22 protein-coding genes and 1 pseudogene are annotated in these 23,740 nt (G+C 47.7%); 15 read left to right on the top strand and 8 right to left on the bottom strand.

Going from position 1 to position 23,740, the window contains the following annotated elements:
* Positions 1-383: 383 nt before the first annotated feature.
* The 5 genes from map to RM811_RS12620 all read right to left on the bottom strand — a co-directional run bounded on the left by map (position 384) and on the right by RM811_RS12620 (position 6,392).
* Positions 384-1,178: a type I methionyl aminopeptidase gene (gene map / locus RM811_RS12640; RefSeq protein ID WP_402524735.1), complete on the bottom strand. Its 795-nt coding sequence runs from the start codon at positions 1,176-1,178 to the stop codon at positions 384-386.
* A gap of 113 nt (positions 1,179-1,291) precedes the next feature.
* Positions 1,292-1,951 carry a hypothetical protein gene (locus tag RM811_RS12635; protein ID WP_402524734.1) on the bottom strand — a complete coding sequence of 220 codons (660 nt, stop codon included), beginning with the start codon at positions 1,949-1,951 and terminating at the stop codon, positions 1,292-1,294.
* A gap of 171 nt (positions 1,952-2,122) precedes the next feature.
* A complete protein-coding gene (locus RM811_RS12630) occupies positions 2,123-3,763 on the bottom strand; it encodes a hypothetical protein (RefSeq protein WP_402524732.1) in 1,641 nt (546 codons plus the stop codon).
* Between the two features lie 93 nt (positions 3,764-3,856).
* On the bottom strand, positions 3,857-5,377 hold the full coding sequence (locus RM811_RS12625) for a hypothetical protein (protein ID WP_402524730.1): 1,521 nt from the start codon (positions 5,375-5,377) through the stop codon (positions 3,857-3,859).
* Between the two features lie 460 nt (positions 5,378-5,837).
* The gene (locus tag RM811_RS12620) at positions 5,838-6,392 is read right to left on the bottom strand and encodes a hypothetical protein (protein WP_402524728.1); all 555 of its coding nucleotides are present in this window, start codon (positions 6,390-6,392) and stop codon (positions 5,838-5,840) included.
* Positions 6,393-6,703: 311 nt separating this feature from the next.
* Between RM811_RS12620 and rpsB the strand changes: the two are divergent.
* The 15 genes and pseudogenes from rpsB to rnhB all read left to right on the top strand — a co-directional run.
* Positions 6,704-7,441, top strand: a pseudogene (gene rpsB / locus RM811_RS12615) (30S ribosomal protein S2); the annotation flags it as partial.
* Positions 7,442-7,845: 404 nt separating this feature from the next.
* Positions 7,846-8,724, top strand: coding sequence for a translation elongation factor Ts (gene tsf, locus RM811_RS12610; RefSeq protein WP_402524726.1), 879 nt, complete (start codon positions 7,846-7,848; stop codon positions 8,722-8,724).
* 250 nt (positions 8,725-8,974) lie between these two features.
* Positions 8,975-9,706, top strand: coding sequence for a UMP kinase (pyrH, locus tag RM811_RS12605; RefSeq protein WP_402524759.1), 732 nt, complete (start codon positions 8,975-8,977; stop codon positions 9,704-9,706).
* A gap of 2 nt (positions 9,707-9,708) precedes the next feature.
* Complete coding sequence (gene frr / locus RM811_RS12600; RefSeq protein ID WP_402524757.1) at positions 9,709-10,266, top strand: ribosome recycling factor; 558 nt, start codon at positions 9,709-9,711, stop codon at positions 10,264-10,266.
* A gap of 228 nt (positions 10,267-10,494) precedes the next feature.
* Positions 10,495-11,274 (top strand): polyprenyl diphosphate synthase, encoded by a 780-nt coding sequence (uppS, locus tag RM811_RS12595; RefSeq protein ID WP_402524724.1) that lies wholly within the window; start codon positions 10,495-10,497, stop codon positions 11,272-11,274.
* Positions 11,268-12,071 carry a phosphatidate cytidylyltransferase gene (locus tag RM811_RS12590; RefSeq protein ID WP_402524722.1) on the top strand — a complete coding sequence of 268 codons (804 nt, stop codon included), beginning with the start codon at positions 11,268-11,270 and terminating at the stop codon, positions 12,069-12,071. The genes uppS and RM811_RS12590 overlap by 7 nt, the downstream gene beginning before the upstream one ends.
* 3 nt (positions 12,072-12,074) lie before the next feature.
* A complete protein-coding gene (gene ispC / locus RM811_RS12585) occupies positions 12,075-13,286 on the top strand; it encodes a 1-deoxy-D-xylulose-5-phosphate reductoisomerase (RefSeq protein ID WP_402524720.1) in 1,212 nt (403 codons plus the stop codon).
* Complete coding sequence (rseP, locus tag RM811_RS12580) at positions 13,283-14,707, top strand: sigma E protease regulator RseP (RefSeq protein ID WP_402524717.1); 1,425 nt, start codon at positions 13,283-13,285, stop codon at positions 14,705-14,707. The genes ispC and rseP overlap by 4 nt, the downstream gene beginning before the upstream one ends.
* 218 nt (positions 14,708-14,925) lie before the next feature.
* Complete coding sequence (gene bamA / locus RM811_RS12575; RefSeq protein ID WP_402524715.1) at positions 14,926-17,253, top strand: outer membrane protein assembly factor BamA; 2,328 nt, start codon at positions 14,926-14,928, stop codon at positions 17,251-17,253.
* Between the two features lie 174 nt (positions 17,254-17,427).
* Positions 17,428-17,937 (top strand): OmpH family outer membrane protein, encoded by a 510-nt coding sequence (locus tag RM811_RS12570; RefSeq protein WP_402524713.1) that lies wholly within the window; start codon positions 17,428-17,430, stop codon positions 17,935-17,937.
* A 6-nt stretch (positions 17,938-17,943) separates the two neighbouring features.
* The gene (gene lpxD / locus RM811_RS12565) at positions 17,944-18,957 is read left to right on the top strand and encodes a UDP-3-O-(3-hydroxymyristoyl)glucosamine N-acyltransferase (protein ID WP_402524710.1); all 1,014 of its coding nucleotides are present in this window, start codon (positions 17,944-17,946) and stop codon (positions 18,955-18,957) included.
* 109 nt (positions 18,958-19,066) lie between these two features.
* Positions 19,067-19,507 carry a 3-hydroxyacyl-ACP dehydratase FabZ gene (fabZ, locus tag RM811_RS12560; protein WP_402524708.1) on the top strand — a complete coding sequence of 147 codons (441 nt, stop codon included), beginning with the start codon at positions 19,067-19,069 and terminating at the stop codon, positions 19,505-19,507.
* Between the two features lie 53 nt (positions 19,508-19,560).
* Positions 19,561-20,343, top strand: coding sequence for an acyl-ACP--UDP-N-acetylglucosamine O-acyltransferase (gene lpxA, locus RM811_RS12555; RefSeq protein WP_402524755.1), 783 nt, complete (start codon positions 19,561-19,563; stop codon positions 20,341-20,343).
* Positions 20,343-21,548, top strand: coding sequence for a lipid-A-disaccharide synthase (gene lpxB / locus RM811_RS12550; RefSeq protein WP_402524752.1), 1,206 nt, complete (start codon positions 20,343-20,345; stop codon positions 21,546-21,548). Before lpxA ends, lpxB begins: the two co-directional genes overlap by 1 nt.
* The gene (rnhB, locus tag RM811_RS12545) at positions 21,532-22,149 is read left to right on the top strand and encodes a ribonuclease HII (protein ID WP_402524706.1); all 618 of its coding nucleotides are present in this window, start codon (positions 21,532-21,534) and stop codon (positions 22,147-22,149) included. The genes lpxB and rnhB overlap by 17 nt, the downstream gene beginning before the upstream one ends.
* Before the next feature lie 57 nt (positions 22,150-22,206).
* Here rnhB and RM811_RS12540 read toward each other — a convergent pair whose 3' ends face one another.
* From RM811_RS12540 to RM811_RS12530, 3 genes are all read right to left on the bottom strand, one after another.
* Positions 22,207-22,623, bottom strand: a complete 417-nt coding sequence (locus tag RM811_RS12540; RefSeq protein ID WP_402524704.1) for a PIN domain-containing protein — start codon at positions 22,621-22,623, stop codon at positions 22,207-22,209.
* Positions 22,620-22,868 (bottom strand): AbrB/MazE/SpoVT family DNA-binding domain-containing protein, encoded by a 249-nt coding sequence (locus RM811_RS12535; protein ID WP_402524702.1) that lies wholly within the window; start codon positions 22,866-22,868, stop codon positions 22,620-22,622. The genes RM811_RS12540 and RM811_RS12535 overlap by 4 nt, the downstream gene beginning before the upstream one ends.
* Positions 22,869-22,978: 110 nt before the next feature.
* Entirely contained in the window at positions 22,979-23,617 is a 639-nt protein-coding gene (locus RM811_RS12530) for an SET domain-containing protein-lysine N-methyltransferase (protein WP_402524699.1), read from the bottom strand.
* Positions 23,618-23,740: the final 123 nt, after the last annotated feature.

Here is a 23,740-nt window from a genome sequence, read left to right as displayed (position 1 = left end):
CAGTGATTACAAGGCTTTTCTGATTAAAAAAGGAAGCCCGGTGGATACTAAGGAGCCGTCCTTAAATAACTTAGCCATTTCAACGAACGCCGCCCGCTACCCGCCGCCCGCTACCCGAAAAAGCCAGAGCCGCTTGTGTTTTTGCGGGTAGCGGGCAACGGCCTTTTACAAGTTTCAGTAAAATGTGGATCTTATTTCAGGACAATTCCTAAGGCTGGTAAGCAGGGGATGCTTCAGGTTGAAGATCAGGCATTTGATGCAACATTACAGCAGTTAATATTGGAATCGCCGGGGGTGGTGGAAAGTTGGAGGTGGAGATTGGCTGATATACCTTGAAGGCAACTATTACACCTTCAAGGTATTAAAGAGTGACCGGAGGCATTTTAAAAGCTTTCTTCTAACCGTTTGGTTAATACTTCATAACTCGTCGCGGTAACGGCAAGGGTATGCTCCCATTGAGCGGATGGTCTGCGGTCTCTGGTTACTGCGGTCCATGCATCACCCAGCAACTTTGTTCCTTTCTTGCCAGCATTGATCATTGGCTCAATGGTAAAGGTCATGCCTTCTTTCAGAACACAGTCATTTCTATCGTTGTAGCCTTCGTAATGAATGACCTGCGGGTCTTCATGGAAAACCAGGCCAATACCATGACCACAATACTCTTCAACTACGGAGAAGTGGTTGGCATGGGCATGTCTGGCAATCACCCGGCCAATATCGCTGAGGCGGTTACCCGGTTTAACTTGCTCGATACCCAGATAAAGGCATTCCTGGGTGACCTGAACCAGTCGTTCGTTAAATGGCTGCACCTCACCGACCAGAAACATCTTGCTGGTGTCACCGTGATAACCGTCTTTGATCACGGTAATATCGATGTTGAGGACATCACCACTTTTCAGAAATTTCGTGTCACTGGGTATGCCGTGACAGACCACCTGATTGATAGAGGTACAGGTAGATTTTGGAAATCCGGGACGACCTGGTGCAGCACCATAGTTCAGAGGAGCCGGGATGGCTTTCTGGACATTAACAATATGGTCGTGGCAGATGCGATCCAGCTCTCCCGTCGAAACGCCCGGCTTCACATAGGATTCGATCATTTCCAGCACTTCAGCGGCCAGACGGCCAGCGATACGCATCTTTTCAATTTCTTCAGGGGTTTTAATGGTTACATTCATTGTTTGATTAGCCCGCTTAAAAGATGCGAAAGTCAAATGATAATGCCTGTCATCTTATCAGAATCCCCAGGCGAAGTATGAATATTATGCCCATAATCGTGAGCCAGCATATCCTATGCTGACTCATCCATTTCATCGGACGGAACTGCTTGCAGGATTTGGGGATGCTGTACCACAGGCAATAACTCATACTTCTCCGACTGTCGCCCGGGGCTCGTTTCTGCTTTCACCCTGGTGTGGGGATGCTGCTGTCTCACAGGCAATAACTCATGCCTCTCCGGCTGTTGCTCGGGGCTCGTTTCTATTTTCACCCGGAGAGGGTCTGCGTAGTGAGCGCTGTCCCGACAACGCTTATATACTACAGAACCTATACCGATACTGAACGCACAAAGTGCAACTAAAGGGATCAGGATGGTCATTAAGAAAGGGAGGTCATCCGTAGAGGGGGCATCCGTAGAGGGGGCATCCGTGGGCGAAAGAATAGACGGCAAAACGGAATTAAATACTGGCGGTGGTGTGTTGCATGTGCAATTTCTAGTATTCGATGCATCAAAACACATCTTCTGTTGGATTGCTGTTTCCGTGACCTTGACTAAACCAAGCAAGACCCCGGCTGCTATTGTCCAAACATAAGACAAAGGAATGTTTTTGTCTGGATGGGGGGTTGCCTTTACCGCACGACCTCCGTGTTTGCCAGTGATGTCACTGTTTTGAGGGAGTTCTGTAAAAGAGGCAGGATTGTTATTAGCTAATTCGCTCTTGGAAATTGTCATAAGTTAATCCTTTTAAATCGGTTTTCAAAAAGCACGGTAAAACAGGCATAATGAAAGACAGGTTTTCCGAGTGGAATAAATAATCAGGAATTGCTGATTTTGATAATACCTTGCCACGATTAGCAGAGTGTTTTTACAGCAAAATCAATCTATTCCCTGAATAATTCGAAATTATAGGAAATAATAGAAAGAGTAAGCTGCGGCTCCTATTGGTATTGTAAGTTGGGCATAACCCACAAAGTGCCAAAAAGTTGATAGCCATGTTCTTTGATCCACATTTGGGTTGGATCTGAATCTGACATCCAGACTTTTTTTCGAGTAGTAGTTATCTTCGCGCCGGTTTGAACTGAAAAGCCCCCACAGGGTGTACCATTTACAGTCCCAGGCATCAGGGTCTGATTTGCAGGATTGATGATAGAAGGGCAGGTTTTTCTGGTAGACCGTTAATTTAAGGGTGTATTCCGTGTCAGGGGCAAGGTAGTCGTCGTAACTTAACCCTTCATCAGATAGAAATATTTTTCCCGGGTAATAGAACAGTGAAGGCGCATAACTTCGGTATATATTTTTATGGGGGCTGTTACCATTTTTGAGTTTAAATTCCCATAACGTTGACCGCCTTATCTGCTGGTCGTTTGAAATAGCGTTAAGTGTTTGTTGAATGCCCTTTGCCTCATCAATGTAGATAGTCGATTTCAGTCGCTCGCCAAATATCGTTGGTTCATAGAGTTGAACCCTGACAATGATGTTCTTAAGCTTTTCAGTGACTTCCTCTGACACTTCACTCAGTGCTGCTGCGGAGAAGTCCTGGGCTCTCATCATCAATGGATAGCCTTTTTGTTCTCTTGTGCCATTTTTACCAGGGGTGGATTGCCATACCAGTGGCTCAATATCTTCATTGTCAAAGGCCTTTGGCAGTAAAAAGGCATTCGGTGAACGGGAGGCAATTCGCTTTTGTGTATCAACGGTAAAACTGACTTTGTCGTAGCCATTGAACCGGCATGAAAGACTGTCAGGTTGATGATTATGGATAAACTGGTTGAGGTTATACTCGTTTTTAGGGTCTTCAATGAATAATGCGGGTGTCAGCTCAGTGGATTGTGACGCACTCCAATTGCTTTTCAGGTTGCTGACAGTGATGGCTTCTTCTTCGCCTGGTAGCAGGTCATAGCCATTGGCAAGGCGATCGACATAGTCTGGGGTAGCAGGATTCCAGTGTGCGGCGTTTTTTTTCAGAAACTCAACATCAAAATCCAGTTGTCCGTTCCCACAACGCTGACTTTCGTGAACCGTTACATCGGCATAACAGCTTTTTGGAACATTACGACATTCATTGACTCGCTGTGTGCCTCCGTTTTCAGTAGTAATGACCCTCTCTTCACACACTTCATAGGTGCCGCAGATAAAAGGATCGGTAACCATGCGGCAATCCTCCCATTCCCAGTGAAGATTGGTCTGATAATGAATTTCGCCGGACCAGCTGGGTAAAGGCTGTTGTCGCAGAACTTCTGAGGCTTCATGACGGCTAATGTTTTTCAGGTCAAGCCATGCTTCTTCATCAAATGACTCTGGCAAGCGAACATGGGTGTTATTGTTGCCGGAGCATTTCAGCTCTTCAAACCGAAAGTTACGGGTTTGCCAGGAAGGGATTATTTGCCCGGGGCAGGACCCGCTTGGTCGGTCATAGGGGGCGGATATTTGAAAACAGTAGTTGGCAATGAAATAGGGCTCGGAGCTTCCGAAAAATGCATATGGCCTTGATGATAAAAGCATGAGTAGCAAAGCCGCATACATCAGGTGCTTTTTAATAGCCATTCAAATAACCTGCAAAATGTTTAAATGAAATAATTCTTGTGAAAATGAGCACCCGTTTTTCAGGTACTCATCGCTTTCTTTTAATTTGAGAATCTAGAAAAGCTGTCTTCTTTTTCTGCGTTCAGAAACCACATTATCCCTGGTCAGTAAATCAACCACGCTTTGCAGTTTTTTTGCTTCATCAAGGCGGTTTTCCTGATTTTCCAGGGCATTGATACATATGGCTACGGATCCTTTCAGAGTGCCGGCCTCTACGAGCATGACATCGCTTTCAATATCGTCTTCATCCATTTCAGTCGGGGAGCTGAAAACCTGTCTGGCTTTCGCTTGATAGAGAGAGCGTCCCATATCAGAGCTGAGATAATGTTGACGATACCCGTCGCGCACTTTCCTCAGTCCGCCGGAGCGACTGAGTGCAAGCTCTTCATCAATGTCTTTCTTAATCAGGGCGATCATGAAGTACTTGGTGTCTATCTCATTGGATTTACCGGAAACCCATGTGATCCAGGAGCTGACAGAGGACCATTGCTTACTGGCGGAGTTTTCTATGGTGACCATCGCTTCCCGGGCAAGGTTTGCGTAGCGCATAAGCTTGTTCTGGTCGTATATAGGGGCAGCGCCAACGGTCATATCGCTGAGGTAATAATCAAGATTGAAAATACGCTTATCATATTCAACAGGAATGCAGCCTATCTGGATGCCGTAAGTAGCCCGGATGTAAGATCTTGCCCAAAAAGCATCGATCATCATTTCTTTGGCCGTTTTACTGCCTTCCGGATCTGACATGGTTCTGTATCTTTCAGAAGTACCGAAAGTATCGATAAATGTTTCAATGGCATTTTTGGTAAAACGGTTGATACCTTCATCAATAACCCGTTTGTCCTGAGTGCGCATGGCGCGCAACTGCAAGATGTTTCGCTTCATATCAGAGATTTGCCCAGAGGTGTACAGCGACATTCCTTTAAGCTGGTCGCTGTTAATGCCTAGCTGCTGATGAAATATGCCATTTGGCAGGATAACGGTAAAATGCAGGTCATTAACCTGTGATTCCAGTCTGCCCAGGGCCGACTGATAATGGTTAATCAGCGGGAGCATATTAACCTGGCTCTTTGGGGCAACGGTTATGTCAGGCCTTAAAGTTGGAAAATGCTCAAGAGTATTAATGTCCTCCAGGAATAAGTTGGACTCCTGTCTGAAGGTCCTGACTTTATCAAGAAAATCTCTCACCGGGACTGGCTGCATTGTGCTCTCATCAGACGCTCTCTGAAGTTCTGAAGTGACGAAATTCAGCTCTCTCACGCTGCCGCGGAGTCTGTCAATGGTTGACAGCAGGATGTCACCATCCCGTTCTCCTCTCATATAAAAGGCCTGAATATACTGTTTTTCAATTTCAGTCTTATTCGATAGATTGATATTTAACTGGTCACCGTTTTCAGGCGCAACGTTGATAACTGGCGGTAAAGCCATCTCTGGCTCAACCGGCGGAACTTTTTCATAATAGGGGCTTTGCGGGGGGTAGTACTCTCGATGAGCTGATCTGGCTTCTGTTTTTCCTATAAATGAAAAAGCAAAAATACAAGCGAAGAGAAATAAGCTGCCAGTAATCCTGTTCATTCGTTAAACTCTGGTTTGGAAGTAAGTTGTTGGTCTGTTCGATAGACCGTCTCGAAAGAAGATAGTTCCATTTGCGAGAATTTATTCTCGGCTGAAATTGGGTTGCGTCGGTTATTCTGGATATTTTGGAGCGATTCTATGAAGCGGTTAATGAAGATAATCGTTAGCCGTGAAGGCTGCTATGTTGCCTTTAAGGGTTGAAAGCGAATTCTTGGGACAATCGAGCCAATAAAATGACTTGCTGAAGTACAAGAAAGGCCAGAGAGTCAGTATTTTAGCTTCTTACCAGTGTTGTTTTTTAGGACTGGAGCCAACAGACAATTGGTACCATGCTGCTTTTTAAGAACAATATAGTCCGTGAAGGCTGTGGTCATTCTGATCTGCTGTGGTGATTGTGAATGTCGTTGATTTTTCTGCTGTTGCTTGTCAGGTGGATCCTTATTCTTTGATCTCAATAATGTCACAATTCTTTCAGATTGTTCATTATTTCAAGTATCTCCAGCCTTGATTTCAATGCCTCGGGATTAAGTGAGCCGTCGGGATGTTCTGTCGTTGATTTTATCAATATTGCGTCTGCAGGTGATGAAGTTTCTGAAGGAGGAATTGTTCCCGATATGTGGGTTGTTTGAAAGGTAGTTCGAGGCGCTTTTGACTGCTGCCAAAAAGGAGGGTTGTGAGCAAAAATGTCCGGTGCTGGTGAGGTTGTTAGTAGCTTGCGTTTAGTTGCAGTCTTGTTCGGGCCAGGTTTTGACATCCCTGTTGTTGCTTCAATGATCTCTTGGTCATTATCAGCAATATCGGGATTCGATAACTCACCGATATTGTTTAAAAAAATGCTCGGTTTTGTCGATTTATGACAGTCTCGCCAGCGTATTGCTGTTAGTTCAGGTGACAGGCCGTCTTGGCTGGCCTTAATCAAGGGTTGTGTAGTTTTACCGGGCGGTAGCGGCTTGCTGAAGGCGGCTCTTTCTTCACGGACAGGGATCGTTGAACGGGGTGGGATTGGGCTTGCCATAATAAGTCTATCTCCGCAGATCTTTGAAATATTGTTATTAGTCTTCCATTAATAGAAAAAGTTTCGAAAACTGTCTGAATATGGTATAAAGCGCCACTCTCGCATGCGTGGTGCCTGCGGGGTGGGGTTGTTATTCGTTTAGTCTCAGGACTCTTCGTAAATCATCCCATTTAACATAATTTTGAAAATAGATCTCACATACACCGACACATCATTCTGGGTGCTGGCTTTTCTCGAAGATTTTTTTCTTGAGAGAGTCTGGTCGAATGCATGGGGTGTGTGGAGGCATAACCCTGAATCAGGAGATTCCCATGACTCAAGTCACTATGCGTGACATGCTCAAGGCCGGCGTGCATTTCGGTCACCAGACCCGCTACTGGAACCCAAAGATGAACAAGTTCATCTTCGGTGCACGCAACAAGATTCATATCATCAACCTTGAGCACACTCTGCCTGCTTTCAATGGCGCGCTGCAGTTTATCGGTAAGCTGGCTGAAGGTAAGAACAAGGTTCTGTTCGTTGGTACCAAGCGTGCTGCCGGCAAGATCATTCGTGAAGAAGCCCGTAGTTGTGGCATGCCTTACGTTGATCACCGCTGGTTGGGTGGTATGCTGACCAACTACAAGACTATTCGCCAGTCTATCAAGCGCCTGCGTGACCTGGAAAGCCAGCGTGATGACGGTACTTTTGAAAAGCTGACCAAAAAAGAAGCTCTGATGCGCACCCGTGATCTGGAAAAACTGGATCGTGGCCTGGGTGGTATCAAAGATATGGGCAGTCTGCCAGACGCACTGTTCGTCGTTGATGTTGAGCATGAGCGCATTGCTATTCAGGAAGCCAACAAGCTGGGTATTCCTGTTATTGGTATCGTTGATACCAACTCCAGCCCTGAAGGTGTGGATTACATCATTCCAGGTAACGACGATGCTATCCGTGCTATCCAGTTGTACCTGAAGGCTGCTGCCAGCGTGATCATGGAAGGTCGTGCCCGTGGAAACACTGGTGCTGAAAACGAGTTTGTGGAAGTCGAAGAAGCTGCTGTAGTTGAAGCTCCTTTAGTTGAAGCTGCTGTAGTTGAAGCTCCTGTAGTTGAAGCTCCTGTAGTTGAAGCTCCTGTAGTTGAGGCTGCAGTAGTTGAAGCTCCTGTAGTTGAAGCCGCTGTAGTTGAAGCTCCTGTAGTTGAAGCTCCAAAGACTGAAGACGCGGAAGGTTCTAAAGAAGCCTGAGGCTTTTTGGGTCCGGTTCCGGACAGCATCTGAGTGGATTGGCTAATGGCTGGTCCATAGGATGACTCAGGTAGACTTCTGTTGAAGTTATCCTGTAAGTACAACGGATACTGTTTGGAACAGAAGGGGGCTTTGCCCCCTTTTTTCCGATGTACAGATAACTATTTTCTTTTCCGTCTCTTGGAAAAAGCGCCGGAACAAGACTGTCAAATTGAGAGGAATCAACCGTGGCAGCTATTAGTGCAGCACTGGTTAAAGAACTGCGTGATCGTACCGGCCTGGGCATGATGGAGTGCAAAAAAGCACTGGTTGAAGCGCAGGGCGATATCGAAACCGCTATCGAAGAAATGCGTAAATCCGGTCAGGCCAAAGCTGCCAAAAAAGCAGGCCGTATTGCTGCTGAAGGTGTTGTCGCTGTTAAGGTCGCTGATAACGGCAGTTTCGGTGTTCTGGTTGAAGTGAATAGCGAAACTGACTTTGCTGCTCGTGATGACAACTTCCTGGGTTACGTTCAAAAGGTAGTGGCTGCTGCTTTTGATCGTAAAGAAGCGGATGTTGCTGTTCTGATGGAAGGCGAACTGGAAGAAGCTCGTCTGGCCCTGGTGCAGAAGATTGGCGAAAATATCGGTGTTCGTCGTATTGCGATTGTTGAAGGTGGTGTGATCGGCTCTTACGTTCACGGCAACAATCGTATCGCTGTACTGACCAGGCTGGAAGGCGGTACTGCAGAGCTGGCTCGTGAAGTTTCCATGCATGTTGCTGCGATTAACCCGCAGGTGGTTAACAAGGAAGACATGTCGGCTGAGCTGGTAGAGAAAGAAAAAGAGATCTTCAAGGGTCAGGCTGAACAGGAAGAGCAGGCTTCTGGAAAAGTTAAGCCAGATAACATCAAGGAAAAAATCCTCGAAGGTCGTATCGGCAAATTCCTGGCAGAAAGCAGCCTGGTTGAGCAGCCTTTTGTTAAAGATCCTGATACCACTGTCGGCGCTCTGGTCAAGAAAGCAGACGCTACTGTCATCAGCTTCGTTCGTTTTGAAGTTGGCGAAGGTATCGAGAAAGAAGTAGTGGACTTCGCTGCAGAAGTTCGCGCTCAGGCAGGACTGTAATAAAAAAGGCCAGCCTCTGGGGCTGGCTTTTTTATGTCCATCTGAAACTGATCGTTGATTTTCGGTTTTTTTTCATGGGAAAGTCATGAGGCAGAGAATTAACGATCAGGACGCTTCAACTCGCTGGTTAGTAGCCAGATGATTCATCGAATGCGGCTATCTGGCAGATTTCCAGATGGGAGCTGATTTCCAGATGGTAGCGCATTTGCGGGTTGAGTGTAATTTAGCCAACCAGACTCGGAAACTGAACATGCCGGCAAGTGATAGTCAACCGAAATACAAACGTATACTGCTTAAACTCAGTGGTGAAGCCCTTCAGGGTGAAGGTGAGTTTGGTATTGATCCCAGGGTTCTCGATCGGATGGCTCTGGAAATCGGTCAGTTGGTAGGGATCGGTGTGCAGGTTGGTATCGTCGTTGGTGGCGGAAACCTATTTCGGGGCGCTGAGCTGAGTGCCGCAGGCCTTGACCGGGTTACCGGTGACCATATGGGTATGCTGGCGACGGTTATGAATGCCCTGGCCGTGCGCGATGCCCTTGAGCGTTCCAACATAAATACCCGGGTTATGTCCGCCATTCCCATGAGTGGTGTTGTCGAACATTATGATCATCGTCGGGCTATGAGGTATCTCAATTCCGGTGATGTTGTGATCTTTTCTGCAGGTACCGGAAACCCGTTCTTTACCACAGACACTGCAGCCTGCCTGCGTGGAATTGAGGTGGGTGCTGGTGTCGTGCTGAAGGCTACCAAGGTAGACGGTGTGTATGACAAGGATCCGGTCAAGCATTCTGATGCCGTCAAATTTGATCAGCTGACCTATGATGATGTCCTGGAACGTAAGCTGGGCGTTATGGATTTAACGGCAATTTGTCTGGTGCGTGATCAGCAGATGCCAGTGCGGGTGTTTAATATGAACAAATCCGGCGCGCTGTTGAATCTGGTGGTTGGCGGCAATGAAGGAACACTGATAAACGGAGGTTAATGATGATCAATGAAATTAAAGATGATGCCAAAGAACGTATGGGCAAAACCATTGAATCGTTGACGGTTGCCTTCAACAAGATTCGTACCGGTCGTGCTCACCCAAGTCTTCTGGATGGTATCAAGGTTTCCTACTACGGTTCAGAAACGCCTCTGAGTCAAATGGCCAACGTTTCTGTTGAAGATGGTCGTACTCTGACAGTACGTGTCTGGGAGAGGCAGGTTGTTCCTGATGTAGAAAAAGCGATTATGAAGTCGAATTTAGGTCTGAATCCGTCTACTGCCGGAGAGGTTATCCGGATTCCATTGCCGCCGCTGACGGAAGAAACCCGGAAGGGCTATACCCGTCAGGCACGTCAGGATGCGGAGAATGCGCGTATTGCCATCCGTAATATTCGTCGTGATGCCCTGGCTGATATTAAAGAGCTTGAGAAGGAAAAAATGATCGGTGAAGACGATGAGCGTCGTGCACAGGATGACGTTCAGAAGTTGACTGATCACTTTATTGGGGAAGTGGAGAAAAGTCTATCGGCCAAAGAAGATGATCTGATGGCGTTTTGATGACAGGCTTGATGTCCCAGAGCTGCGCCTTGTGAAAATAGCGCCGTCATATTCCGAGCGGTAATATCCGGTCAGGAACATAAGGCAGTGTATTTCAATTACAGACGTCAGCTGTCACTTGATACCTTGTCGGTGCTTGCTTTTTGTTACAAGCTCCTGCAAGGTTCTTCTGTTAAAGTTTCTTTTTTTAAAACGTTTTACCTGGCAATTTTCAGATCGTTTTTATACATGGCCAATACATCGTTACAGGGAACAGGCGGCATTGAGGGAGTTCCATCAGAGAGCCTGCCGCGACATGTGGCTATTATTCTTGATGGTAATAACCGCTGGGCCAAACAGAAGCGTTTGCCGGGGCTTGCGGGCCATCGGGCGGGTGTTAAACGGGTTCGCGAAGTGGTTGAGGCCTGTGCTGACAATGGTGTTGAAGTACTGACACTCTTTGCCTTCAGCAGTGAGAACTGGAATCGGCCTGAGGTCGAAGTGAATGGGCTTATGCGCCTGTTCCTGCATGTTCTCAGACGAGAAGCCCGGCGACTGAAGAAGAACCGTATTCGTTTGAAGGTGATTGGTGATATTTCCCGGTTCAGTTCTGATATCCAGAAGCGCATTCATGAGGTTGAAACGCTGACCTCAGAAGACTATTCGGTAACCCTGGTGATCGCGGCCAACTATGGTGGCATGTGGGACATTACTTCTGCGGCACGTCAGCTGGCAGAAAAGGTTGCTCGAGGTGAACTGAATCCTGAGGATATTGACGAGTCAGCCATTGAACAGCATCTCAGTACTTCAGGTCTACCTGCTCTCGATCTTCTTATTCGCACTAGTGGTGAGCAGCGCATCAGTAATTTTCTGTTGTGGCAGTGTGCTTATAGTGAATTCTATTTTACCGAAACATTATGGCCGGACTTTGGTCGTGATGAACTTCAACAGGCCCTGCTGAGCTACGCCCGTCGCCAACGACGATTTGGCAAAACAAGCGAGCAGGTGGAGGCTGAAACACCGTGCTGAAACAAAGAATTATAACGGCCCTGGTATTGGCGCCGCTGGCGCTGGCCGGGGTCTTCCTTTTGCCGTTAACCGGCTTTGGTTTTTTTATAGCCGCTATTATCATGCTTGGAGCCTGGGAGTGGGCAAATCTCTCCGGTTTTGAGCAGGTTTCCATTCGGCTGGCATACACTGCAGTTGTAGGTATTCTCTGTGGTCTTTCCATATTTTTGCCGCCCTTTTTAATACTCGGCGTGGCGGTTGTCTGGTGGCTGGTGGTTTTTGTTCTGGTCAAGCAGTATCCAGCTAGCAGTCGGCTCCTGAAAAGCAGGCCTCTGCGACTGGTGATGGGATTATTAACACTGGTTCCCGCCTGGTTTTCTCTCTATCTGCTGAAGCAAATGAGTGATTCAGACTGGCAGATTGCCACCGTTCTGATCATTGTGTGGTCTGCTGACTGTGGTGCCTATTTTGTTGGCAAGCGCTTTGGTCGGACGAAATTGATCGAGCCGGTGAGTCCTAAAAAAACCCTGGAAGGTCTGGTTGGGGGCCTGCTGCTCGCAGTCCTGCTTGCCAGTGTTGTCACTGTATTGGGTAGTGTGGGCTTTCAGCAGAGCTTTTTCCTTTTGTTGACAACCACGGTTACGGTTCTGGTTTCGGTGCTTGGTGACCTGTGGGAGAGCGTCCTGAAACGGGAGAGAGGTCTTAAGGATAGTGGTCATCTTTTACCTGGCCATGGTGGTGTTCTTGATCGTATCGACAGTCTGACTGCAGCCATTCCGATATTTACTCTGGCTGTCATGATAATCAGGGGTGTATAAGTTATGACTGCATCATGCTCTCGATCCGTTCAGCAGGTTTGTGTGCTGGGTTCTACGGGATCTATTGGCAAAAGTACGCTGGACGTTATAGCCCGTAATCCTGAAAAATACCGTGTGCACTCTCTGATTGCTGGCAAAAATGCGACGGTTATGCTGGAACAGGCCCGTCAATTTCGGCCCCGATATATCGTGATGGCTGATGAGCAGGCATCGGAGGTTCTTCGAGCTGACCTTAAAGCTGAAGGCTTGAGAGTGTCGGTTGAATCCGGTGTGAATGCGATGGCGCAGGTTGCCGCAGATAATGATGTTGATGTTGTCATGGCCGCCATTGTTGGTGCTGCCGGACTGGCACCGACAATGGCAGCCGTACGTGCGGGTAAGAAGGTTCTGCTGGCCAATAAGGAAGCGCTGGTGATGACCGGTGCCTTGTTTATGGATGCCGTCAAAGCTTCGGGGTCCATCCTGTTACCCATTGACAGTGAGCATAATGCTATTTTTCAGTGTCTGCCTTCCGGGCATCAGTCTGGTCTCGAGCAGGTGGGGGTGCGAAGAATATTGCTGACGGCTTCTGGTGGACCATTCCTGCAGTCCTCTGTAGAGAGTTTTGCTGCGGTTACTCCTGAGCAGGCCTGTGCCCATCCAAACTGGAGTATGGGGCGTAAGATTTCCGTAGACTCTGCGACCATGATGAATAAAGGGCTTGAGTTTATTGAGGCCTGCTGGTTGTTTGGTGCAAGGCCTGAGCAGATAGAGGTGGTTATTCATCCACAGAGCATTATCCATTCCATGGTCGATTATGAGGATGGCTCCGTGTTAGCGCAGATGGGTAATCCGGATATGAGAACACCCATTGCTCATGCCCTGGCATGGCCTGAAAGAATTCCGTCCGGTGTCGCTCCACTATCACTGACTGATATTGGCAGGCTGGACTTTTATGCCCCGGATATGCTGCGTTACCGCTGTCTGCAGCTGGCCCAGGATGCAGCCCGCAGTGGTGGTACCGCCGCAGCCATGCTGAATGCGGCCAATGAAGTTGCCGTTGACGCGTTTCTCGATCACAAGCTGCGCTTTGACCGCATATCTGAAGTGATTGATGCGACGTTGCAGACATTGCCGGTTATGAATGCGGATGATCTTGAACAGGTGCTGGAGGCTGATAAGGAAGCTCGTTATCTGGCGAAAAAACAGGTTTCTCAAATGCAGGGTATTGCATGATTTTTGAATCCATTCTCGACTCAGTGCAAACCATCTTTGCTTTTGTGGTGACCCTCGGAATACTGGTCAGTATTCACGAGTTTGGTCATTTCTGGGTAGCCAGACGCTGTGGTGTTAAAGTGCTTCGGTTTTCGGTGGGCTTTGGTAAGTCGCTCTGGAGCAGAACGGATCGTCATGGTACCGAGTACACAATTGCAGCCATTCCCCTTGGCGGTTACGTCAAAATGCTGGATGAGCGGGAGGGGCCTGTTCCCAGTGGTGAAGAGCACCTCTCTTTCAATAGCAAGCCTGTGCTTTCCCGAATCGCCATTGTTGCTGCGGGGCCGGTCGCTAACTTTCTGTTGGCGATCTTTGTCCTGGGGCTTATGTATATGGTGGGTGTTCGCACCCTGATGCCGCAGGTGGGCGAAGTTATCCCGGAATCCCCGGCGGCGGTTGCCGGTCTTCTGCCAGGCGATGAAATCATTGCGGTCAATGGCGTTGAGACGCCAGGTTGGCAAGCGGTAAATATGGCATTGTTGTCATTCATTGGGGAGTCAGCGAGTCTGACATTCTCTGTGCAAAATCATGCTTCTGAAAAAGTGGGTTCAGGCGACATTGTCTCAGGAAACCTGGTGGATGATGCGGTTATCAGGGATAAAAATATCCGGGTTGTTGACTGGCTGATCAATGAAGAGCTGCCAAATCCGATACGTTCACTGGGTATTATTCCTTATTCTCCTGAAATCCCGGCAGTCATTGGTCAGTTGTCTCCTGAGGGAGCGGCTGCGAGAGATGGGCTGAAGTCCGGGGACAAGGTTCTGGCGGTTGGCAACGAAGACATTATTGACTGGATGCACTTTGTCGAAATTATTCGTGATAACCCCGAAGAGCCTTTGCCTCTTTTGATTGAACGGGATGGAAATACCGAGAGCATACAGCTGATTCCGGGAAGTCGATCAGCAGAGGGTATGGTTACCGGCTATATTGGTGCAGGTGTTATGCAGGTTGCCTGGCCGGAAGGTATGATCCGCCATCTGCAGTATGGTCCTGTTGAGGCAATAGCCAAAGGTGCTCAGGGTACATGGTCTTTAACCACCATGACACTGGAGTCCCTCTGGAAAATGGTTTCGGGGCTGATTTCGGTTAAAAACTTGAGTGGTCCCATAACCATTGCTAAAGTGGCTGGCGCGTCGCTTGAGTCTGGGCTGGAAAATTTTCTTTATTTTCTGGCGATGTTGAGTGTCAGTCTCGGGGTGTTAAATCTGCTTCCCATACCCGTACTGGATGGTGGCCATCTGTTTTTTTACCTGGTGGAAATGGTCAGGGGCAAGCCTCTGTCAGAGCAGATTCAGGCACTGGGTTTAAAAGTTGGGGTGACGCTGGTTGTCGGAGTGATGATGCTGGCCATGTATAACGACCTGAGTCGGCTCTTTCAATGATGATTCAATGACTCTTTGTAATGACTCTTTGTAATGACTCTTATTAGATGAGAAGTCCAATAACCTTTCTGGTGGTAAGTGCTGTATCAGCCTCATTGTCAGGTAGCCTGATTAAAGAAGAGCATTTTGCGCTCTGCGCCATCTGCAAACCATGAAAAACGGTGAAGTAACATGTTTTTCACGTTAATGCGAAATGAACACGGATAAGAACGGATTCCATGAAGCGATCACTGTTGTCTCTGCTGATTGGCTCTTTAGCCATCGCGCCTTGTGTCCAGGCCTTCGTCGTCTCAGACATCCGGATTGATGGCCTTCAACGGGTTTCAGCCGGGACTGTTTTTAATGCCCTGCCCGTAGAGGTTGGTGACGATATTCAATCACCAGATATCGCCGGAGCCACTCGAGCCCTCTATCAAACCGGTTACTTTAATGATATTCGCATGGCCCGGGAGGGTGATGTGCTGGTGGTTGGGGTTGTGGAAAGACCCTCCATCAGCGCTATTGAGATCAAGGGCAATAAGGCTATCAAGACTGAAGACCTGATGACGGGTCTGGAGCGCTCTGGTCTTGCTGAAGGTGAAATTTTTCAGCAGGCAACGCTTGAAGCGATTCGCCTTGAACTTGAGCGTCAGTATGTTTCCCAGGGACGCTACGGCGCACGAATTACCGCTGATGTGGAAGCTCAGCCCCGTAACCGGGTTAAACTTCGCATTAATGTTAAGGAAGGTGAGGTAGCGACGATCCAGCACGTCAATATTGTGGGTAACACCGAATTTCCCAAAGATGAGCTGATCGATCTTTTTGAATTGCAGAAAACTGAGTGGTATCAGTTCTTCAGTTCTGTTGATAAATATTCCCGTGAAAAGTTGTCAGGTGATCTGGAGCGCTTGAGATCCTGGTATCTGGATCGGGGTTATATCAATTTTAATATTACCTCTACCCAGGTTTCTATCAGTCCTGATAAGCAGAGTGTTTATATCACCGTCAATGTTGATGAAGGTGATAAATATACGGTTAGTGACGTAAAGCTGGCCGGGGATCTGATTGTCCCTGAAGATGAAGCCAGAAAGCTTCTGCTGGCTCAGCCAGATCAGGTGTTCTCCCGCAGGCTGATTACCACTACTGAAGAAATTCTGAGTCGCCGTCTGGGTAATGAAGGTTATACCTTTGCCAATGTCACCGGGATTCCAAAACCGGATCATGAGAATAAAACCGTTGAGTTGACCTTCTTTATAGATCCGGGTCGAAGAGCGTATGTTCGCCGCATCAATTTTTCCGGTAATACCAAAACGGATGATGAGGTATTGCGTCGCGAAATGCGACAGATGGAAGGTGCTTCTGCTAACACCCGGAAGATTGAGCAATCCAAGACTCGCCTTGAGCGACTGGGTTACTTTAAGGAGGTCAATGTCGAGACGCCTCCGGTGCCGGGAACCAGTGACCAGATTGATGTCAATTACACCGTCGAAGAACAGCCTTCTGGTAGTGTGACGGCCAGTATTGGTTACTCTCAGTCCGATGGTCTGCTGTTAGGTGGTTCTGTCAGTCAGAGTAACTTCCTGGGTAGTGGTAACAAAGTCACTGTTGGGTTGAATAAGAGTGATGTGAGTCAGCTCTACAATTTCAGCTTTATGGATCCTTATTACACCATTGATGGTGTCTCCCGTGGCTTTGATGTCTACTATCGCAGCTACGATTACAGTGACTCGGATATCTCCAGTTATGCGGCAGATACTTTTGGTGGCAATGTCCGGTTTGGCTATCCGCTGTCTGAGACGCAATCCATCAATTTCAGTCTGGGTATTGATGGTACGGAAATTACTACAGGTTCTGGTACGCCACAGGTAATCATGGATTATCTGGCTGAAGAAGGTACTAAGTTTACCAACATCAAGACATCTGTGGGTTGGTCTCAATCTGAGTTGAACCGGGGGATGTTGCCTACTGCCGGTTTCTCCCAGAGTGTTTCGTTGTCAGCAGCTATTCCGGGTTCTACCACCACATTCTATAAGTTGGTATATAAAGGCCAGTACTTTCAGCCTATTACCCGTAGCCTGACGGCGCGTTTTGCTGCCCGTCTGGGATATGGTGGTGCTTATGGCAGTACTTCTGAAATGCCATTCTTTGAGAACTTCTATGCGGGTGGTTTTGGTTCTGTAAGGGGTTACAAGGACAACTCTCTTGGGCCAAAGGCTCCACAGAGTGATAACGGCGATGATTACAACAGCATGGGTGGTGATGTGCTGATTGAAGGAACGGTTGAAGTGCTTTTCCCGTTGCCATTTGTAAAAGATCAGCGTTCACTGCGAACCAGTGTGTTCTTTGATTATGGTAATGTTTTTGATACCACCTGCAACACTGGCGCTGATGTGGTCGGCTGCTACAAGCCAGACTTTGGAGAGCTGCGGTACAGTGCGGGTGTTGGTCTGACCTGGATTACCCCGCTCGGACCTCTGACCTTTAGCCTGGCAAAGGCTCTGAACGCTAAAGAGCAAGACGAGGACGAAACACAAACGTTCCAGTTCTCGTTGGGTGCCCCATTCTAATCGAGTACTGAAAAGCCCTCTTGACCGGGGGCGTTTTACGTAATTAAAAGGTGCTATCAGGCACCTTTTCTTTATAATGTGCCTTTTTACCACTATCTTACCGTAGCTTCCCTCTAAACCATTAAGCTTTGTCAAGCTGGCTACGGATACTGATCATTTTTCAGGAGACTTAATTTGAAATCCATCAGACTGGCGATTCTGGCCATGATAATGTTGGCACCATTGGCCAATGCTGCGTCTACAGGCAGTAAAATTGGTGTGCTGGATACCATTATGGTGTTGACTGAGTCCAATGCCGGGAAGCAATACGCCATAAAATCCGAAGCGAAATTCAAGCCTCAGCTGCAAGCTTTGCAGAAGCTGGAAACAGAAGTTCGGGGTATGCAGGAGAAACTGCAAAAGGATGGGCCAACCCTGAGTGCAGAGCAGTTGAAAACCCGTCAGCTCGAGCTGCAGCGTAAGTACGAAGACTGGCAATTGAAGGGCCGTCAATTCCAGACTGAAAGAACAGAAGCTGACAATGCGGAGCGTGAAAAACTCCGTCCAAAACTCCAGATTGCTATCGATAATGTGGTGACACAATTGAAGCTTGATCTGGTGGTTGACCGTCAAATGGCTATCTATGCCAGCTCTGGTGTTGATATTACCCGTAAGGTCATCGAAAACCTTAATCAGACGAAGTAATGAATCATGAATGACTTTTATACTTTATCAGAGCTGGCTGAAAAGTGTGGAGCTCAAATTCAGGGTGATGGATATAAGCAGGTTTCGGGACTGAATACGCTTCAGGATGCCCGGGGCCATGAGTTAAGCTTTCTTGCCAATCCAGCCTATGCAAAATACCTGCAAACCACGCAGGCCTGTGCTGTGATTCTTGGCCCTGATATGGCGGCTGAGTTTTCAGGAAATGCATTGATTCTCGATAATCCCTATCTGGGTTATGCCAGGCTCTCTTCGTTGTTTGATCCCAACAGGGGAGGGGGGGCAGGGATTCATCCCAGCGCTGTTGTTGATGAGACGGCCGTTGTTGACCCTTCTGCAGCCATTGGTGCCAATGTTGTTGTTGAAGCAGGTGTGCAGATTGCAGCGGGCGTTCGTATAGATTCGGGAACCGTGGTTGGGCATGACTCGGTTCTGGGCGTTGATGTATACCTTCATCGTAATGTGACAGTCTGTCATGGTGTCATCATTGGTGATCGCACGATTATTCATTCCGGTGCGGTCATTGGTGGTGATGGCTTTGGTAATGCGCACTCTGATGGTCGCTGGCACAAGATTGCCCAGATCGGTGGCGTTGTTATCGGTTGTGATGTGGAGGTTGGTAACAATACCTGTATTGACCGTGGTGCATTGGGTAATACGGAAATACACGATGGTGTCCGTCTGGATAACCTGATTCAGATTGCTCATAACGTCATTATCGGTGAGAACACGGCCATTGCAGCCAGTGTCGGTATTTCCGGAAGTACAACGATTGGTAAAAACTGTACTATTGCCGGAGCGGCCGGTTTTGCCGGTCATCTGACTATTGCTGATGGCACGTTTATCAGTGGTATGGCCATGATTACACGCTCCATAACCAAATCGGGTTCATACTCCTCCGGTACTGGCTTTATGGAGAGTCGTGACTGGCGCAAAAATGTTGTCCGCTTCCGGCAGTTGGATGATCTGGCCAGGCGTATTAAGCAGCTGGAAAAACGGTGATCCTTCTACCGCTACGCTGACACCCTCTGCTGGTATCCGGTGAGACCGTAATAAAAAGGCTGGTTTTCCAGCCTTTTTCTGTTACATCGATGATTTGAGTTTATGGCGAATGAGACGAATTGAGGAAATAAAAGAGATTCTGCCCCACCGTTATCCTTTTCTTCTGGTGGATCGGGTTCTTCATGTGGATATTGAGAATGGAAGTATTGAGTGCCTTAAGAATGTATCCAGTAATGAGCCGTATTTTAATGGTCATTTCCCTCAGCACCCCATCATGCCGGGTGTGTTGATTGTTGAGGCGATGGCACAGTCAGCTGGTATCCTTGGCTATCACATTCGTAACACGGACAGCGAGACCATTTACTATTTTGCTGGAGCCGATAAGGTTCGCTTTCGCACTCCGGTGGTTCCAGGTGATCAATTGATTCTCAGGTCAAAACTGCTGGCATTGAAGAGAGATATCTGGAAATTTGCCTGTGAAGCGTTAGTTGATGGTAATATTGTTTGCTCTGCAAAAGTTACGTGTGCAAGAAAGGAAATTAAATCTTGAGTGACACACTTTCCGTTACTGATTCTGAAGCTGCTAACGCTGTAAAGACAGATATTCATCCCACTGCGAAGGTTCATCCCACGGCAATCATAGAGCCCGGGGCCTGTATTGGTGAACAGGTTGAAGTTGGACCATGGACGTATATTGGCCCGGATGTTGAGGTTGGCACCGGCACCCGTATTAACTCCCATGTTGTGCTGAAAGGCCCAACCGTTATTGGGAAAAACAACCGAATTTTTCAGTTCTCCAGCGTTGGTGAAGACTGTCAGGATAAAAAATTCGCCGGTGAGCCGACCAGGCTGGTTATTGGTGATAACAATATTATTCGTGAAGGCTGTACGATCCACCGCGGAACCATTCAGGATCAGTGGTTGACGTCCATTGGCAATAATAATCTGCTGATGGCTTATGTCCATGTAGCCCATGATTGCTTTATAGGCGACGACTGTGTTATTGCTAACAATGTGGCACTGGCTGGTCATGTTATCGTTGGTGACAGTGTGATTCTTGGCGGTTACACAACGGTTCACCAGTTTTGTCGCATTGGTGCGTACAGTATGAGTGCTGCCCATACGGCCTTGTTCAAGGATGTGCCGGCATTCATCATGTCCAGTGGTAACCCGGCCGAGGCCCATGGCATGAACTTTGAGGGTATGCGTCGTCGGGGGTATAGCCCTGAACTGGTCAGTAAATTACGACAGTGTTACAAAATCATTTACCGTCAGGGCTTGAGAACGGCTGAAGCCATTGACCGTCTTGAGAGTATGGAGTCACTTCCGGAGATTCAGCTGCTGATTGACTCGTTGAAGTCATCGACCCGCGGTATCACCCGGTGATGTCTTCTTCAGGCTCTTCATTAAGCACCCAATTAAGTGCTCCATTAAAGATTGCTCTGGTTGCCGGTGAAGCCTCGGGGGATATTCTCGGGGCTGGCCTTATCAGGGAGATCAAACGAAATTATCCTGATGCCTGCTTCTATGGCATTGGTGGCCCCCTGATGCAGGCAGAAGGGTTTGTCAGTCTTTTTCCGATGGAAAGATTGTCGGTGATGGGGCTTACCGAAGTACTTGGGCGTCTGTGTGAATTGCTGGGTATACGAAAGCAGTTGCGAGAGCGTTTGATTGCTGATCAGCCCGATGTGTTTATTGGTATCGATGCGCCAGATTTCAATCTTGCTTTGGAGCGTAAGCTAAAAGCCTCAGGTATCCCTACGGTTCATTATGTCAGTCCTCAGGTCTGGGCCTGGCGGGAAGGCCGCCTCAAAAAAATCAGACACGCTGTTGATCATATTTTGGCACTCTTGCCATTTGAGGTGGATTACTACCGTGACCATGATGTTCCGGTAACTTTTGTTGGCCATCCACTGGCTGATCATATTGCCATGGAACCGGATCAAAACGCAGCCAGGCAAGCACTGGGTGTGAGTAATGATGGTGGGCCGGTCATTGGTCTGCTGCCAGGTAGTCGTAAAACAGAGGTTGCCAGACTGGGGCAGCTGTTTCTGGATACTGCCCGCTTGCTGAAAAAAGATTTCCCCAATGCCCGGTTTTTGATTCCCTGTGCTAATGAACGGCGTAAGCAGCAAATTCTGCCCATTGTCAGTGGCTACCCTGATCTTGATGTGACCGTTTATGATGGACAGGCTCAGTCTGTGATGGCTGCATCCGATGCTATTTTAATTGCTTCAGGGACTGCAGTTCTTGAAGCGGCATTGCATAAGAAGCCACTGGTGGTCAGTTATAAAATGGCTCCTTTGAGTTATGCCATTATCAGCCGGATGGTTAAGGTGAAATATGTCGCTTTGCCCAATCTGCTGGCAGATAAACCGCTGGTTCCTGAACTGCTGCAGGATAATGCGACCCCTGAGAACCTGCGAGATGCCATGAAGAAGGCTATCGAGGATCAGGATTACCGGCAATCTTTGCAGCTGTCGTTTACTGAAATTCATAAGCAGTTAAAGCAGGATGCCAGTCGATTGGCTTTTGAAGCGGTCATGTCGGTAATCCAACAGGCGAAGAGTAAAGATGCAAAATCAATTTGACTGGTGCCAGGTCGGTGAAGAAGGGATGATCGTTGCGGGTGTTGATGAGGTAGGTCGAGGCCCGCTTTGTGGCCCTGTGATTACTGCTGCGGTTATTCTCGATCCTGCCCGGCCAATAGAAGGACTTAATGACTCAAAGAAGCTCTCAGAAAAAAAACGAGAGGAGCTGTTTGATGTCATTTGTAATAATGCACTTGCCTGGTCACTGGGCCGGGCAGAAGTTGCTGAAATCGATGAACTCAACATTCTTCATGCGACCATGCTGGCTATGCAGCGTGCAGTTCAGGGTTTGTCAGTGAAACCGGAGCTTGCTTATATTGATGGTAACCGGTGCCCAAAACTTCCCTGCAGAGCTGAAGCTATTGTAAAAGGTGATAGCCGTATTCCTGCGATTGCTGCCGCTTCAATTATTGCCAAGGTGACCCGTGATCGGGAAATGCAGATTATGGATAGAGAGTGGCCCGGTTATGGTATTGCTGGCCATAAAGGCTATCCAACCAGGGTTCATCTTGAAGCGTTAAGAAAATTAGGACCAACCCCTGTACATCGCCGTTCTTTTAAGCCGGTGCGTGAGCTTCTTTCGATGCTGGAGCAGGTGTAGGCACCTTCTTTTGTTAAAGTGCCTTTCGAACCTGTTTTCATTAATACTGAAGACTGATTAAGGCTTTTTCAGCGTGGTGACGATGGGTAGTGCACCCGGTTTTTTATGGTTCTCAAAGCTGTAGAGCGTTTTGGCTCCCTTGCTATTGGCGCGGCGGGCAATCAGGCAATCAGAGAAATCCACATTGCGATACTCGTTGTAGTCCATAAGGGCGCGCTGCAGGGCATGCCAGTCTTCAAAGCAGAAGCGGGTATTGCAGGCCAATTGCTTTAGTGCGTGGTGTATCTCAGCTTTTTTCAATTCAAAGACGCTTTCCAGCACCCATTCAGTTTCGACCAGTACGGTGTCTGACAGGAATACAGAATCTGCGCAATTAATGGTTTCAACGGCTGCTATCGCCTGCCATGCCGGGTTGCGGGCATCGGTGGACTCTAACAGATAGCGCAATAGCACATTGGTATCAACAGCAATCATGCTTCGCCCCGGAATTTATTGGCAGCCTTATTTTTGAGCGCTGATTTAATGTTCTGTGTTGTGGTTGGTGCCCCTGCCCGGTTGTTCGGTGAGATAGAGCCAGCCAGATCATCGGATGAGATCTTAACCAGATGAGCGATGCCATCTCGCTCAAATACCTGGATGAAATCACCCGGTTCAAGTCCCAGCTTATTGCAGACGCTCTGTGGGATGGTCACTTGCCGTTTAGCGGTTAATTTATGCATGGCTTACTCCGGTATTACTATTCTAGTTTAGTAATACTACCGTAGTTCGGAGGCCTTGGTTACGCAAGTGTCTTTTTTGGGGTTGTGAGGCTTTAACACGGTAAAGTTTTTTATTGTGGAGGTTGGCTCGTTTCAGGCAAATTGAGGTTGTTAGAGCGATCGTCTCCGTGTTCTTTCCAGTAGTGCCGACCGTAATCGATCAATACTTCATGGTTTTTCTTGATTGGGCTTATGCTGACAATAAAAGTATATGGCCAGCCCTGATAGATAACGACCACGAAGCATACGTTATCTTTAAAAAATGGATCTTTGTCAGAATAAGTTGTATTGGCATTTATGCAAAGTGTGATATTCCCATGACCGTAGCCACAAAGATAAATCTGAATATTATCCATTGGGCAGTTCACCGCATAGCGATCAACATTTGTACCAAAGCGTGATTTTTCCTTAAGAATGTCAGAGCCAATACAGTAGAGACCTGCATAAGGTGCAATCACGCAATAGGCTGGAATATCTCTGGCGGCAAGTACACCTGACTGCCAGTGTAATTTTTTTCGAGGGTCGGTATGGTTGATGATGGTATGCGTTAATTGGGTTTCAATGTGATTCTGACGGGTGTCGCCATCCATTGATAACCAGTGTTCAACTAATTCGCTCCAATAATGCTGATTCAGTAAATGGTTGTTTTCTGAATCTCTTGTCAGTTGATTCTTGATAACTGCCGGCAAAAGAATTTTCGTTTTTGACATGTTGTTGCTGAGGGCTTTTTTTAGAATACTGGCATTCCTGCCTAACGTACAGATAGATGCCCTGTTGTTCCAATAGTTAGCCAGTATGTCGGGGTTGTTATTTTTATGGTTTCTTTTTTGGTT

Origin of the sequence: Endozoicomonas sp. (genome assembly GCF_031844845.1) — a bacterium.
Lineage (GTDB): Bacteria > Pseudomonadota > Gammaproteobacteria > Pseudomonadales > Endozoicomonadaceae > Endozoicomonas.
Note: the sequence above shows the minus strand (reverse complement) of the source record. Positions and strands in the feature narration are given on the sequence as shown.